At 53.0% G+C, this 15,633-nt stretch carries 10 protein-coding genes and 1 tRNA gene; 4 read left to right on the forward strand and 7 right to left on the reverse strand.

The window, feature by feature from the left end; all coding sequences use genetic code 11:
• Position 1 precedes the first annotated feature (1 nt).
• The 5 genes from NDQ72_19025 to NDQ72_19045 form a co-directional block, all read right to left on the reverse strand.
• Positions 2-3,418, reverse strand: coding sequence for a BREX-1 system adenine-specific DNA-methyltransferase PglX (locus tag NDQ72_19025; protein ID WKD28106.1), 3,417 nt, complete (start codon positions 3,416-3,418; stop codon positions 2-4).
• A gap of 139 nt (positions 3,419-3,557) precedes the next feature.
• Positions 3,558-5,276, reverse strand: coding sequence for a putative DNA binding domain-containing protein (locus tag NDQ72_19030; GenBank protein WKD28107.1), 1,719 nt, complete (start codon positions 5,274-5,276; stop codon positions 3,558-3,560).
• A gap of 12 nt (positions 5,277-5,288) precedes the next feature.
• Entirely contained in the window at positions 5,289-8,723 is a 3,435-nt protein-coding gene (gene brxC, locus NDQ72_19035; protein ID WKD28108.1) for a BREX system P-loop protein BrxC, read from the reverse strand.
• 78 nt (positions 8,724-8,801) lie between these two features.
• Complete coding sequence (locus NDQ72_19040; protein ID WKD28109.1) at positions 8,802-9,353, reverse strand: DUF1788 domain-containing protein; 552 nt, start codon at positions 9,351-9,353, stop codon at positions 8,802-8,804.
• Complete coding sequence (locus NDQ72_19045) at positions 9,350-10,168, reverse strand: hypothetical protein (GenBank protein ID WKD28110.1); 819 nt, start codon at positions 10,166-10,168, stop codon at positions 9,350-9,352. Before NDQ72_19045 ends, NDQ72_19040 begins: the two co-directional genes overlap by 4 nt.
• A gap of 181 nt (positions 10,169-10,349) precedes the next feature.
• On the opposite strand from NDQ72_19045, the gene NDQ72_19050 reads away from it, so the two are divergent.
• Positions 10,350-11,726, forward strand: coding sequence for a plasmid recombination protein (locus tag NDQ72_19050; protein WKD28111.1), 1,377 nt, complete (start codon positions 10,350-10,352; stop codon positions 11,724-11,726).
• Positions 11,727-11,895: 169 nt separating this feature from the next.
• Here the strand turns inward: NDQ72_19050 and NDQ72_19055 are convergent, their stop codons facing one another.
• Positions 11,896-12,888: an IS30 family transposase gene (locus tag NDQ72_19055; GenBank protein ID WKD28112.1), complete on the reverse strand. Its 993-nt coding sequence runs from the start codon at positions 12,886-12,888 to the stop codon at positions 11,896-11,898.
• A 75-nt stretch (positions 12,889-12,963) separates the two neighbouring features.
• Between NDQ72_19055 and NDQ72_19060 the strand changes: the two genes are divergently transcribed.
• Positions 12,964-13,104 carry an AlpA family phage regulatory protein gene (locus tag NDQ72_19060; protein ID WKD28113.1) on the forward strand — a complete coding sequence of 47 codons (141 nt, stop codon included), beginning with the start codon at positions 12,964-12,966 and terminating at the stop codon, positions 13,102-13,104.
• Positions 13,105-13,341: 237 nt separating this feature from the next.
• On the opposite strand, the gene NDQ72_19065 is transcribed toward NDQ72_19060, so the two are convergent.
• Positions 13,342-13,418: transfer RNA gene (locus tag NDQ72_19065), tRNA-Arg, on the reverse strand.
• A gap of 143 nt (positions 13,419-13,561) precedes the next feature.
• On the opposite strand from NDQ72_19065, the gene NDQ72_19070 reads away from it, so the two are divergent.
• Complete coding sequence (locus NDQ72_19070) at positions 13,562-14,557, forward strand: TRAP transporter substrate-binding protein (protein WKD28114.1); 996 nt, start codon at positions 13,562-13,564, stop codon at positions 14,555-14,557.
• A 121-nt stretch (positions 14,558-14,678) separates the two neighbouring features.
• The gene (locus tag NDQ72_19075) at positions 14,679-15,626 is read left to right on the forward strand and encodes a LysR family transcriptional regulator (protein WKD28115.1); all 948 of its coding nucleotides are present in this window, start codon (positions 14,679-14,681) and stop codon (positions 15,624-15,626) included.
• Positions 15,627-15,633 lie beyond the last annotated feature (7 nt).

Here is a 15,633-nt window from a genome sequence, read left to right on the forward strand (position 1 = left end):
GTCAATCCCCCCCAGAATTCCCACGAGCCGCTTTCTTCGCCGCCAACGTGAGGTGGTAATCGTTGATCCGGTCGCCCTTGGCACCGCTAAGCTGGGGGCCGAGGTTGTACCAGGGGGCGGATTCCACGTCTTTGCCACGGTCTTTCTTCCAGTGGATATTGGGCTTGTGCACCAATATACCAGCGTCTTTCTTTTTAACGTCATGCACTGACAGGAAGGGGCGGATATTGAGGCGTACGCCGTCGTTGAGGTCGGGATGCCAGCCGATGGGCTGTTCTTCTATAGGCTTCCAGCGCACGAAGATATCGTAGGGTTCTTCGCCTTCGAGAATCAGTGCTAATCTTGTCTGTAGGGCTAAAGCAGCGGCAATCTTTTCCTCAGCACCGTCGATGCCTTTTTCACGCTGATCCTTCTGGTCTTTGATCCAGTCGCCCAGATAGTTGTAGGTAAGTGCTTCCAAGTTTTTGTAGTCAAGCTTGTGGTAGTTCACCAGCGCCGAAAAGCCGTCTTTGAGGCCGTCCCAGATGTGCCAAATAAAGGGGCGGTTCTGGAATAGCTTACAGTGCTGAGTAAAGAACTTATCGCTCAGCCAGCTCTCTAGGTCCTTGCCAGCATGGTCGACGCTTTCGAGCAGCTTGCCACGGGTGGTGGCGGACCACTGGTCGCCGTAGGCGTCGGCCAGAAGCGCCTCCAGGCGGTCCACTGCGCGGCGTTCGCCGCGAACGGCGGGCAGGCAGACAATGCCGTCTCGGTCTGCATGGCCCAGCAGCGCCTCGCAGCGCTCGACCCACTCGCGCTGCTCCTCGGCCAGCTCCATCTCCGGGTCCAGCTCCGCCGGCCAGCGGTAGCCGAGTAGGCGGGCCACGGCGACCTGTAGCACAGTATCATCGATGCGCAACGAGCCATGGGAGGTCCATTTTGTCTCTTCGTCCCAGATTACCGAGCCGCAGGGGTGGCCGTGGAAGATCCATTGAATAGGATTGTTAGAGTAAGGGGCTGGCAACCCGTGGGGATACTTTTCTTTAGCTATGATTTTCCAAAAATCTATATCAAAAGGTATCTTTACAAGGGTGGCATTAGTGACATTCTTCTTTTTGTCTATTTTCCGGACTTCGTCATGAAACGACTGGCTTTCACAAAATGCAAAAACTGCCTCCAAGTCGCTTTTGTCTTTTGGGGAAATGACAGCACTTGATTGGTCGTAAATATCACCGCTATATAGTGTGGCAGGCAGTGTTCTAGTTTGTCGTATCGCAACACCTTTTTTATTCCACGCTTCTGTGCCTTGTATCCTGGCCAAAGGAGAGTTATAAAGTTCCCCAAGACCATTTTCCCACCTAATCAGTCCATCTCTCCCAGTGTAGTGTTGTGTTGACTCACACGGAAGCTGGTATAAGGACCATGCATTATTTTCTTTTATAAGGCCTATTTCCCAAAACTGAAAAACATACCTTGGCGTGTCACCATTTTGGAGACCAACATACGAGCCGGATTTTTCCATCAATAGAGGAAGCTCTGAGGATTCGTGCACCCCGATTCTGAAATCAGGATTAGAAAGCTGTTTTTCTTGCAACAAATTCTTCCCAATCATCTTTTGCAAGTGCACTTTTTTCGCATGAGGCCCCTTTTCATGCAGGGCGTCAATTGCATAGTACTCACTACTGGAGCCAAGCCCAAGTGGTTCTCTGGAGTACGACAAAAGCGCGGTAAATGCTCCTGCCGCTTGAGAGCTTTCGAATGCGTGCTCACCTAGATCTGCAAGGAACCGCCATTTTGAGTTATGCAGCAAATACTGCCTAACCTTCTTATGAGATCCCAGGAAAAGCCATTCATGAGGTGTAACTAAGGATGCTGTTCCACAAGAATTTAGAAAGCCATAAATTCTTAATAGAAAAGCTGTAGCTAAGTTTGCTTGTCCTAAGGAAAAATGCTCAGCAATAAATGACTGTGCCGTATTGCCAAGTTGCTTTGTCTCTTTAAAAGGTACATTAGTAATTACCCAGTGGTAGCGATCTCCCAAAAGGGTAGCCGCTTTAGCCAGTCCCTGAGCAGTCACCGCAGTTTCATGCTGTTCCTCACTCCCCTCCTGTGCGAGTGCCTGATTGAGCGCCTCGGAAAGCTCGCTCCACTGGGCAACCTTGGCGGCGCTGGTGCGGGTGGGGTCGAGCAGGCTGCCAAGGATGGGGGCATCCTTGAAGCTGTCGTAGAGCCAGTCCAGGGCGATGGTGAGGTTTTTCTTACCCAGCCCTAATGCCTTCCACTCCTCCTTGGCCACGCTGATGGATAGGCCGGAGCAGGCCAGGTGAAGCTCGGGCAACGGTCGATAGCCGCCAGCACTGGGGTAGCGCCAGGCTGTTATCGCCAAGGCAAAGGCGGCCAACTCCACACAGCGCTGGTCGATTTCCAAGCCGTTTAGGTTGTCGCGCAGTACCGCATCCACAGCGTCGCGGGCACTAAGGCCCTCCAGCTCCATGCGCATGGGTACCAGCATCAACAGCGCAGCGACCAGGAAGTGGCCACTGCCACAGCAAGGGTCTAGCGTTTTTAGCTCGGCGAGGCTTTCCGGCCAGCCGTCGAAGGTGCCGGCGGCGGGGGTCCAGTGTCCAGTTTCCTCGTCCTTGACGAAGCGCAGGTACTCCAGCGGTAAGCCCGGCAGGCTGGCCTTGTTGCGCAGCTCTTGCTCACTTTCGGCATTGGCCAAGTCGGTTTCCGACAGGCGGCGGGCGACCCACCAGGCACCCAAGCTGTTATCCAGCAGAAAGCTGACCATGTAAGGTTCAGTAAAGAGCTGAGTCACCGCAGGCAGTTCGTCGGCACCGATCTTCACCTCAGAGCGGTTGATGCGCTCCTTATTGTCGGTTTGCCAAAACTGGTAGACCCAGCCGAGGCTATCGCTGGCATGAAAGACTTCCACGGCCAGCCCAGCTAACAGCTCTTCCAGCTCGCGCTTATACTCGGCGGCCAGGGTAATTTCGAACACCGGGCTATCGACGCGGAACACTTGGGGCAGCATGGTACTGGCCAGTTGGGCGGCTAAGGCCCAGCCACTGGCATGCCCTTCCTCTTCCGCCAGCTCCTCACACTCCTCCAAGGTGACGGCCACGCCGTCGTACATCAGCAGCTCGTTCTCGGCCAGAAAGCGGGCAAATAGCATGCGGTGCCAGTGCTCATAGGCAATTTCACTAATTAACCGGGTAATGGACTGGGCACCTTCCTGTAGCGGGTCGCCGAGGCTGCGGGCGTGGGCGCGCAAACGGCGGCGCAGGGCACGCTGGCCGTCGTTTAAATAGCTAGGGGCACTTTCCTCGCCTACACCCAGCTGCTCTAGTGCGGCCTCGGCGGCCTGCTCGGCCACTGGGCGTGCTTGACGAACGGTGCGATAGAGCTGATTACGGAGTGTTTTATCGAGTGGCTGCATAATGATGCTTCTTCCCTGTCACTGTCGGCAGGCGTGTGCCGAAAAATGTTGCGTTGCCTAGAATTGCACTAGCGTGCAATTCACGTGCAATTCTTCGATTAAATGCACGGAGAATGCCCGAAGGGCAATTACCCGTGCATTAAGATGCGGGTGGTATCCAATAGTAGCGAGAGCCGGCGCCACGTCCTTTTTGCTCCACCTGCCCAGTCTCGCTTGTCAGCTCTTGCATCAGCTGCCCTACCTGGTTGCGGGTATAACGTGTCATGTGGCGGATTTCGGCGTTTTGCAGGCCCTCTTCACCACGCTGGGCACGGTCTTTGAGGACACTCAATACCCGTGTTTTGGCGGCCTCCCAATCGATACGGCGGCGTTTATCCGTATTACCGTCGGCCACCAACCGCGTGTACAGTGCCGGGTAGAGACTCCAGTAGGCACCACGGCCACTGCCGCCGTGCTCTACGTAGCCTTGCTGCTCCATGCGCGCAAGCAGTTCACGTGTCTCAGCTTCGCTGCGCTGGCAAAGGCCGGCTGCCGTGGCGGTGTCCATTTCAGCGTGCTGAAGGAGGTATTGCAGCAGCAGCAACTGATCGACCCCCAGGGATCGCCCGCTTTGACTTTCTTCGGCGACAAACTGCCGGAATACGGCGTTAATCTGACGCTGGTGAAAAATCACCGCGATAGAATCACCGATTTCACGGATTACTGGCGGTTCTTTACCTTCCATCAGCATGGCGGAATACATACGGCTAACGCCGAGGTTTGTCCGGTTTACCAAGCGCAGTTTAACTAAAGCATCTACAAGCAAGGGGTTCCGTGCCGCTGGCTGGTGGTGAAGGATGTTGTTCTCTCTAATACCCGCAATAAACCCACCGTTATTGCTAATTTCCAGCCGCTGCGGGTAAAGCTTGACCATCACCGGGCCAGCAATGCGTAGATCTAGGTGGCAAAAGGCATTCATCAATGCCTCGCGCACGGCTATTTCTGGCCAAGTACGGTATTCGAAGTGGAACATGCCCTGTTCCACGGTGGTAATAGGATTAAAGGGCACCAACAGGTCTTCAATACGCTGAACAGAGAGAGGAATGGCACTTACCCGGTCTTCACGCACGCCATAGACGGTATCGGATTGCATTTGCAGAAAGGTCCACAGATGCCCCGGTACATGCTCGCGTAATGCCGCCTCAGTACCCGCCAATAGAATGGCGGCCCTTGTCATCTGACCATTGCGTATCAATCCCAGCGTATCTAGCAGTTCTATATCTGGTCGGCGCAGCAACTCTTCGGGCGCTCGTTCGCGCTGCGCTAGGGTGCGTAGTGCCTCCATCGCTACCGGGGAAAGCAGACTTTCATCAACGCGACCAATGGCCTCGGCGGTGTAGTCGGTTTCACCGGTTTCGACGCCGATTTTGCGGCGCATTGTGCCGGTAAGTGGCTGACAGTCCTTGCCAACCCTCACGGTTCCGCCGCCTTTGGTATCGGTATGGGGCGGCATGCCAGGATGCACCTGCATAATGAGCACTCGGCCAGTGCCTTCAGGTACATGTAGCTCTTCAAACACCGGCATGATGTGCGGGTCCGTTTGATCATAAACGGCTCGCTTTAAAAGATTGACGTCAATTTCCGGCGATACACCCAGGACAGCGCTTTCGCGGCCTTTGGCTTTGTCTGCCACCCCAAATACAACGGTTCCGCCACCGCCATTGGTCATACAAACCGCCATTTGCACAACCTTCTGTACCGCCTTATCACGACTGCTGGTATCCCACTGTTTAAAATCGAGATCCTGGTCTTCTAGGTCGTCAGCAATACAGTGGTTTAGTTCGTCTAGCAGCGCTTCGACGTCGCGTTGTGTTCTCATGCCCTTGCGCTCCTACTGGGTGATGACCGGTCCATTCTGGAGGGCATCGCGTAACTCTCGGCGGGCATCCTCAAGCCAGGCTTCGATATCGTCTTCACTCTTCAACGTACGGCGGGGCAATTCAACAAACTGAATTTCTGGTTCCATCGCCTCGGCAGCTTTAACCAGCACGTCGTCAAACCGGCTAGAAAGCGCAGCAATGCGATCCGCTAAGGCATCAGGTCGTACATGGCTTAAGGTGGCAAGCACCTCCGCTGTTGAGCCGAGGCTAATGGCAGGTGCGTCGGCCGCTGTCAGGCGTTTAGTAGCAAGCAAATCATGGCGTTCATCTGGTGACAGCTGTTGCCAGTTATCGTCTGCTTCTAACCGTTGCATACCAGTGGCGTGCTCACGCTCATAGCGCTGCTGGAGGTCGTTGAATACTTCTCGGAATTGTTGGGTCAGGCTCGCTAGCAACGGCTGCACGGGGTCAGGGTCGTCTAATAAGGAGCGGTGCGCTTTAATTTGCTCCACCTGAACGAGCAAGGGTTCAGCCGCTTGGAGCCCTCTCGCGTAATCAGCAAGCTGTTTAAGCGTTCCCCATGCTGGCCGGCGTTGCGTAATTTTCTCAGCCGTGGCCTGCCAGCTTTCAATGGCATTAATCAACTCATCTTGGTTGGTGACGATAGCCTTCAACTGGTCGTTACCGCTACTTAAGCGAACGGCATCGAGCGCATCCACATTAGGCTTTTCTGGCAATGGGGCTTCGCCCCCTGCTTTATCTGCTAGTGCTTGCAGCTCTGCCACAAACTCAGGGGCTTTAGCAGACTCCTCGCCTGATTTGGGGTGTACACCAAGCTTCTGCATCACTTTGCGGATTCTGATGCGCTCACCAGCTGAAAGCGTGGTGGCTTCAATACGGAAGTCCGTTTTACCAATGGCTCGCCTATCCAGGTCTTGAGGGGCGGTATTATCTGCTGCTCGAATTTGGCCAGCGACCAACAATACTTGTAGCGCACCATCAATGGCGTCTTGTGGCCAGCCAAAGTCACCATGCTCAAAATGGTCGCGTATCTCGCTGCCCTTTTTCCCGTTGGATAAGTAGCTGAGAATCGCCTTACACACAGGGTGCACCTGAGGCTCGCCGTCGTAGCCAATAGCACCCAGCGCATCAGGCGCGCCCTGCTTCGCTTTGGCATACACTTTGTCCCAATTGGCATGATCCGCCAGGTGAAACTTGGGGTGCAGACGCGCTAACGCGTTCTCAGCACCTTCTAAAATAGCGTCGCGTAGCGTGGCTCCGATAATTTCATTGCCACCGCCCTGAAACACCTGGGCACCGTTGAAGGCATCGTCTAACAGCTCTTTAATGCGGCGCTGGGCACTATTTTGCGTGGTTTGCATTGCCCCGCGTGCTTCTTGCCCCTTAGGGGTACCTGGTGTACCTCGAGTTTCCAGTGTTGCCGTCGCCGCTCTAAACTCAATCAACTGATTGCGTAATTCGTCAGCGGAACGCTTAGGGATAAAGACAAACAGTGTGGGGGACTCTGACCCAGCTTGGCGAGCATCGGCACGTAGCTGGCTAACATCATCCGACCAACCATTACGTACCCATACATAGAGTTTTTCGTTCGCATCGTTGGGCAGAGCCATATCAAATATTGGCGACAGCGGCCGCGGCACTTTAGCGTTACCGTGGGTCAGCGTGAGGTTGCCTACCTGCTGTGCAAAGTGCTTACGTATGAGATCATCGCGCTCAGTTTCAATTTGATGCGTAGCATTACCCAGCGTGCTCTTATGGCTAAGAAAAGCGTCGTTCCAGGCAGCACTCTCCTCGGTTTGAATGCGATATTCATCCCCCACTTTGATGATGAACTCACAACCATCCAGTAGCCCAGGCAATTGGCTGCGCAGTGAGCTGCTGCCTGCTTTTAGGTCATCGACTAACAGGTCGGCAATATTATTGAGCGTGGGGTGCAGGCCCAGATCGGTGTTCGTGCTGGCTACTTTATTAATCAGAAACACAATCGCGCAGGCACGTGCCATCAGGCGCTCTGTTTCATTACCACTTCTCCAGCGCTGTGTTGCATCGTGCAAACGGCGAGGCAGCATACGGAACTGCAGTAGCTTGTCCGAGAGATTAAAGTAGAGGTAATCTGCCGCGATAATATTACCGAGTGGTTCGTCTAAATTCGTTTTTATCGCCGCATGGATAAGGCTTAGCTGGCCGCGAAGCTGGCTGTCGGTACCAGTTTGGTCGAGTACACGTAGCGCTGCATCCCAGAAACGCCTGCGTACCGGCAGAATAGGGTAATCCTGAGCGAAATGCTGGGTATCGTCCTGTTTGTGGGCAATAGAAGACTCGGATAGGTGGCGCGAAATCTCGCCAACATTATTGTCCATTACCTGCTGAACGGATGTTTTTGCTTCAGGTTTCTTGGCGAGCAACACCTGCCTAATAACGGCATCGACGTCGGCATCGGAAAGCTCAATTCGACTGGTAAAGCGCCCCTGTAAACGTGCTAGGTTGCTGGTACCGGTAATAGCGGTTTGGCCGGTGCCAATAAACATCAATCGGCTACCTAAGCCTTTGCAGCAAGCTTCCACTGCTTCTTGCACTTCAATTGAGCGCTGCCCATCCGTGCCGATGTACTGCTGTACTTCGTCTAGCACAACTAACGTAAGAGGTAATTTGCCCTCTTCACTTAATGCCTGACGAATCGCCTTAAGCATGTCGTCACTGCTGATATCACTGGTAGGCGGAAAAAGGTTGCCTAGTGTTTCTGCGCACACTTCCACGCTGCTAAACGTTTTAGGCTTCGCCTTTACTAGCGCCTCATGTAGCGACTCTGCGACGTAGAAGTTATCCAGCTCTTCTTGCCAATCGTCTCCTTTAGCCGCTAGATCTTCACGCACCTGCTCTAAAATGCCTTCATCCCGTAGCCACATGACAAAACGCGCCACCGGATACTGCTGAGGTAAACCTGCCGCGCGAAAAATGACCGATAGCAGCGCTAACCGGACGCTTTGATCGCGGGAGCTCGCGCCTAATGTACCGGAAGCTGCAAATAGGCCACCATGGCGCTTACCTTGGGTAGAAAGCTCTTTGAAAAGGTCTTGTATCTCTTGGGGTAAATGGGCAATACCGCGAGCAGTAGCGCCGTCATCAAATGTCACGTCTTCCCACAGGTTACGAAGCATCTTCGCCATGTGGGACTTACCCGAACCAAAGAAGCCACTGATCCACACACCAGGCTGCTGAGAAGCGCCACTGCTCAAGTTTCTCAGGTAGGTGTCTAGGATGTCATGCATGCCTTTCGCGTATTGACCATCGCAAACAAACGTCTCTAGCTCGTAGCGCAAAACGGTTTGTGCACGACTACTAGTGTCGTCATTAACGTACGCAACGCCCTCGTTGACTAAACGTTGTTCTGCAGGGTCCTTGGCGTAAATATCGCGATTGCGCATGCGTCCTTTCCTCGGCGGTGGGAGTGTGCGTTTGAAACAGGCTTGCTTAAGTAAATGTAGATATACTGTATATCAGGCTTAGCGCACGCCGTCAGGTGTAATTGGCGTTGCGAGGTAATTCCAGCCGTCATAACCATCTAATAGGCGGTAATTATTATTTTCAAAGCTGCCGGGAAACAGAACAACCAACCGGCCTGTGATGTGAGGGGCTAGGCGATCGACAACCTCCTTCACTTTCAGTAAACCAAATAAACTTCCCACGCCATGGACTGCGACGACATGATTATCATCAACGGAGTGCTCGCTCAGCTGCCGCATGAAGCGCTGTTCAAGCCAATCCAAGTAGCGGTGGATAACGGTTGTCAGCTTCGTAGGAGATTTAAAGTAAGAGGTGGCGTACTTCTGTTCCGCCATCCATAGGGCAAACGTGTCGGTGAGGTCAAAGGTTACCCATTCATGTCCATTTTTCCGGGTAACCAGCTCAAACTCATCTAGGTTGGCTTGTAGGCGCAGCTCTTCCGTTTCGGGATAAACGCAAAAAATCACCCGCTGAGCAGCGGCCGTATCATCACGCCACGGCAGTGAGATAAATTGGCCATAAGAATCTGTCAGGCGCTTTATTTTGCTCATAGCATCTCTTCCTGAGCGGTATTGGCTTGGATCTCTGACATGGCACTATTAACCACAGGAGCGAGCGCAGGAAAGTCGACATCAATCACGCTATCTACCCGGCGCATCACCATCCAGCCGCGCGACGATGCGCTGGCAGCTAATGCTAAGAAGTGGTCCGTGTCACAGTCCAGCAGCTTGCAATAGGGACTTTGTAGCAATAGCTCGCCTCTTCCACCTTGCAGCCAAGCAATATATAGCGCATACGCGACAGCTCCTGTCGCAGGTTCAACAGGTGTGCGTACTTTCTTTACATGCCCCCGTAGATGCCCTGACTTTGTGAGGGTGCCATTGATATTCTGAGCAGCTGATCTCCTCGTAGCAGGACTGAAACGTTCAGGCCAGCAAGCCTCGATGTGCTGTTCGGTCCAATCTCGCGTAATGGTTGTGCCTGGAGGCTGCTGGAGAATCTCGGACATGGCTCCGCGCAGTAAGCTATCCCGTGCAGTGGCAGATAATAATGCTAGCAGCGGACGGGCCTCGACATCACGGCACCAAAAATACAGAAGCCCCGCGAAAATAGGGTTTGCAGGATCAAGACCGTATAGCTCTGTTAGGTGCCTAGCGGTTAGCTGACGCGAGCGCCCAGAGGGCTTGGCGAGGCAGTTTTGCTCACAAATCGCCGCCTGGTACTGATCGCGTGAGGCTTCTGTGCCCGCCCATTCCAGCAGCGTCGTGAGCTCGGCCAGCATCATAGTTCGGGATAAGTGAACACCGCCCGAACGGGTCATGAACCCCATCGCTTGGAGCTTTATTGAGTCAAGTGTCGACGCCATCTACCGTTAACTCTCGTTAGTTTCATTGGCTATGAACTTTATCACGGCAGCCCACACGGTGCCGTACCGCAAGCTATGTGTGAGCTATTTTTGATTTTTTAAAAAAATTTCATTTATTCAGGGCACAAGCGCTGCCACTGCCCCTTATTAAGTGATAAGCACTTTGATAAGAGGCAACAAGATGGCACAACGAGTATTACCGAGCAGCCAAAAGCAAACCGTGATTTTGAGATCGATCAAGCTCACATCATGGAGTAAAGCTGGGGCGAGTGCAGGACACACGTGGCGCACCACTGAGGTGCCGCATGCTGACAAAACACGGACTCATCTTAATGAGGACTGGCGACCAGCATCATCACCAGCGCAGCTCCGAGCAGCAACAGAAGAACGCATAGCACTTGCTGATAATTTCAGAAGTAACTCTGTGCTATTAATCGAATATATTGTTTCAGCTAACCACCATGCGTTTATTGAAAACGGGGGGAATCTTAAGTGGAAAGAGTATTTCAAAGACGCGCTTGAATTCTTCGAAGGCAAACATGGAGAGAAGAATATTGTTGGCGTAAATGTACAACTTGATGAGCACACCCCCCATCTTGTCATTTATACAGTTCCGCTAGTAAACCACCCCGCTTACAAACGGCAGCGAAATGTGATTACTGGAAAAGAGAACGGCAAAATCATCCGCGGTTATCGTATGTACGCAGTACCTGCTAGAACTTCTCTAAGCGCATCTCACTTTATTGGCAGCCGTAAGAAATTACGCACACTTCAAACAGAATTCGCCGAGCATGTTGGCACAAAGCACGACTTGCAGCGTGGCTTACGCCATTCAGCAGCAACTCACGTCACGACTAAGACGTTCCATCAAGCACTAATAAAGGGACTTTCCAAAAACATCGATATATCTCTTAAGGATCTAAATAAAAAGGGGTTCTTAATCAACAAAGAGTCTGACGAGGAATATGTCGAGCGTATTACCACGTTGATTCATGAGCACTATCAGCCCGCCGTTGCAAAAGCATCTCTTTATGAAATAGAAAAGCGACGCGCCTGCGAAATGGCAGAAACGGCTCGGAGAGCTGAAGAAAATTTAAAATGTGAAACTGCCTCTCATCACAAAACAAAACAGAAACTTTCAGAAATCACAGAAGGGATTTCTTCTTCAGAAATATCTGAAATAAAAAGAATTGCACAAAAATTTAGGTATGACCGTGCCGAGCAGGAGCGTGAGGCTCGTCTAGCAAAAAAACGAGCAGAGCAGAGAGAGGCAGCTCGCGAGCAGCAGCAGGAAAACGAGCTCGTGGAAAAAATTATGCGGCTAGATGCTCAACAACTAGCTGCGATGCCCGTATTGGAGCGCAAAAAAATATGGGAGCTAGCAGTTGAGCGAGCTGACCTAGAGCCAACTCTTTTTAGCTGGATTGATAGCGGCATTTTTGACCATAACGGAGCAGTCGTTGAGAACCCAATAAAAAAAGAAAAAGCTATAAAAAACATATCTTTAAATGATCAAAAGGCACCTCTTACTCCCTTGTTCAAATCGCCAGAAATATAATTTTTCCAAAATGAGGGCATTAGCCCATAAAACGCCCCTTATCAAATGAGCACAACATTTTTAATACGTCAGACAATGGAGGCAAATATGGAACGACTGATCAAACGTCAAGAGGTTCTCAAACGCTGTGGCATTAGCGCCACCACGCTCTACCGGCTGATACCTGAATTCAAGCAATAAGTGCAGCACCTGCTGTGTCCAGGGCTCCTGAGTACTCCCCCAGAAACACCTGTGCCGGTGTCCGGTAACCGAGTCGCTTTCGAGGGCGGTCGTTTAGTTTCTCGACCACCTTGCGCAGCTCGGCATCGGTGACCTGGCGGAAGTCTGTTCCCTTGGGGAAGTACTGCCGTATCAAGCCATTGGTATTCTCGTTGCTCCCACGCTGGCCAGAGCAGTAGGGATCGCAAAAGTAGGTCTTTGCGGTCACCGCCTTGCCTACGGCTATGTGGCCGGCGAACTCCGAGCCGTTGTCTAGGGTGATGGTCTTCACAGCACCCCGGCGAGGCTTCAACAGCCGGATCATGGCCGCTTGCGTCAGCTCCGCTGAGACCCTGGGCAACCTCGCCGCCAGCAGATAGCCGCTACGGCGCTCTACCAGCGTCACCAGCCCCGATTGCTTATGCCCCTGAATGACGGTGTCGCCTTCCCAGTGCCCGATGACGAGCCTGGCATCGACCTCTGCCGGGCGATGCTCAATGCCCACGCGGCTGGGGATCTTGCCAAGCCCAGCGCTCTTGGCCTGAGCCCGATGCTTGCTGCGACGCTTCGGTTGGCGGAGGTGCCGCCATAGATCGCCACCTTGCGCTCTGTCATCCCAGATCAAGGAGTAGATCCACTGGTGACTGACGCCTATGCCGGCCAACGGTGCCATGAAGCCGCTGATCTGCTCCGGACTCCACTCCTCTCGCAGCCGGTCGGCAACGGCGGTGATCAGGCTGGGCAAGCGCTTCGTCCACTTCCAGGCGGTGCGGCGGCGGTGATCACTGAGGGACTGGGCCTGCTCGGGGTCGTAGCCACCAGAAGTGGCGTTACGACGCAGCTCACGGCTGACCGTGCTGCTGTGGATTCCTAGCTCTCTGCCGATTTGACGCTGGCTCACGCCCAAGTCATAGCGGGCGTGGATCTGGTATCGTTGGGTCTGGGTCAGCTGTCGGTATCCCATGCTCTGCTTCACTTTGGTCGGTGAGCCGAGAAGGGTACCGGCGCTGACCCTCCTGCCTCCACCGTGGTGTCCAAAGTGCTGCGGTTATTCTATGAATCCAGGATAGACAACGGGCAGTTTCCCAAAAGCGTTAATATCTCTAAGCGCGCGGTAGCCTGGGCAAACTCAGAAATCGAACTGTGGATTGAAGAACGTATGCGTGAGCGCGATCAATAGCCCTCTGTTGCGAGCATAGCCATATAGCAAGGAGCGGATTGAAGCTAAACAATCAACGACTGCTGAGGAATATAATCCCCCAGCAGTTGGTTTTAGTGCATCGTTCGTCAGTTGGACAGAAAAATGAGCCTAAGCAAATCGATTTTGGGATTGCGCCTTGTGGTTACTAGTGTGGTTATAGCTGCTGACTGGCCAAAACAAAAGGGCTTACGTGTTAACGTAAGCCCTTGATATGTTTGGCGCGCCCGGCAGGAATTGAACCTACGACCTTCGGCTTCGGAGGCCGACACTCTATCCAACTGAGCTACGGGCGCTTTGGGTGCGTATCGTACCCGTGTGGGCGCGCTGTGTCCAGCTAGTCAGCGGTTTTACAGGCGCTTTGATTGACCGTTTTCCGCAGTGTGGTGCATGCTTTGGGAGCACTTCCTATCTTTAGTGAAACTGGGAACACAACATAATGAAAACTTTTGCACGTAACACGCTGGCACTGGGCATTTCACTGGCGCTGGTAAGCGCCGCGAATGCCGCTGATTTTGCTGATATGGATCCCGTTACCCTGCGTTTGGCCCACGTGGTCAACGAGCAAGATGGTTTCCATATCGCCGCGACCAAGTTTGAAGAACTGGTGGAAGAACGCACCGATGGCAAGGTCAATATCGAGATCTACCCCAATGCATCACTGGGTGACGAGCGCACGTTGCTGGAAGGTATGCAGATCGGCACCGTGGATATGGGGCTGATTACCAACGGCCCGGTGGCCAACTTTGTGGAAGAGATGGCAGTATTTGAACTGCCGTTCCTATTTCCTTCACCAGAAGCCGCTTATGGGGTGCTCGATGGTCCTATCGGCCAGGAGTTGCTGGATAAGCTGTCTGACGTGAACCTGAAAGGTTTGGCCTACGCAGAGCGCGGCTTCCGCAACCTGACCAACAGCGAACGCGCGGTGAATTCGCCGGAAGATCTGGATGGGCTACGCATTCGTGTGATGGAAAACCCGGTGTACACCGACACCTTCCGCGAGCTGGGCGCCAACGCTATTCCCATGGCGTGGACAGAAGCGCTGACCGCCATGCAGCAAGGCACCATCGACGGCCAGGAAAATCCGGTGAACGTTATCCATTCGTTCAAGCTGGATGAAACCCAGAACTACATGACCCTTTCCCGCCATACGTACGCCCCGGCCATTTTTGTAATGGGCATGCCCGTTTGGAACCAACTGCCAGAACAGGCACAAACCGTACTGAAAGAAGCCGCCCAAGAAGCCGCCGAACATGAGCGCCAAGTGAATGCGGATATGGAAGCCGACCAACTGGCGGCGCTGCGCGAAGCCGGTATGGAAATCAACGAAACGCCGGATATGGAAGCCTTCCAAGCTGCTGTTGTGCCGGTGTACGAGAAGTACGGCGAGCAGTTTGGTGACTACCTGCCGCGCATTCAGGAGGCACTTAAGTAAACGGTCTTTGCTACCTGCCCGGCTTCCCGTAGCGTGAGGTTGGTCTTATTGAAGTGACCGATAGCTGTTTGCGTAGTGTCAATATACTGCGTGAACAGCCTTTGCCAATTAGAGACGCCTGATGACTGAACCAACCAATATAAAGTTGGCAACGAGACTACATAAGATAAATCTCAATTTACTATTGGTGTTTCATACGCTTTATTGGAAAAGGAGCTTAACGCTTACCGCAGAAGCACTCTGCCTAAGCCAGCCAGCCGTCAGCCATTCGCTGAAGAAGTTGCGCCTGCTGATGGATGACCCGCTGTTTATTAAAACGTTGGACGGCATGCAGCCAACTCCGCTTGCCCGGCAGATGGATGCCGCGGTGGCCAAAGGGTTGTTCTACTTCGATCAGGCTGTGTATAGCAATAGTGAGTTCTCACCGGCCACATCGAAACGCGAGTTTCGTGTCAGCCTAGTGGACTATGTGAGCCAGCAGTTACAACCTAAGCTCATTCAGCACTGTTTAACTCATGCACCCGACTTATGCTTCAATATGTTGTCTACCCGCATAGCCAGTGCCGAAGATGCCCAGCACGCCATACAAGCCCATGATATCGACCTCGCCATGGTGCAGTTGGAAAGCTTGCCACTCACCTCCTATCACGAATACCTGTTTGATGATGTGATTGGCTGTGTTGGTGATGCTTCCCTATACGGAGACAACGACACGATCACGCTTGACGCTTTTTTAAACGCCCCACAAATCGCATTGTCTCACCGCGAAGACAGCCCATTGTTAATCAATGAGAAGCTGAGAATACTGGGGTTAGAACGCAAAATCGTCGCCAAAACACCCTACATCACTCCTCTCCAAGAGATACTGGTCTCGACGAATTTACTCTGTGTGGTGACTGAGAGTGCCGCCAAGGTGATTTGTCGCAACAATAGCCTGAAGTTCTACGCCCTGCCCCTAGATGTAGCGCCCTTTAAAGTATGCCTATGCTGGGATGAAAGGAAGGATCACGACTCAGGCATACACTGGTTAAGATCGCTAATTAGGGAGCTGATAACACCCGCTCCCTAGAAGCTGG

The organism is Halomonas sp. KG2, from assembly GCA_030440445.1.
Lineage (GTDB): Bacteria > Pseudomonadota > Gammaproteobacteria > Pseudomonadales > Halomonadaceae > Vreelandella.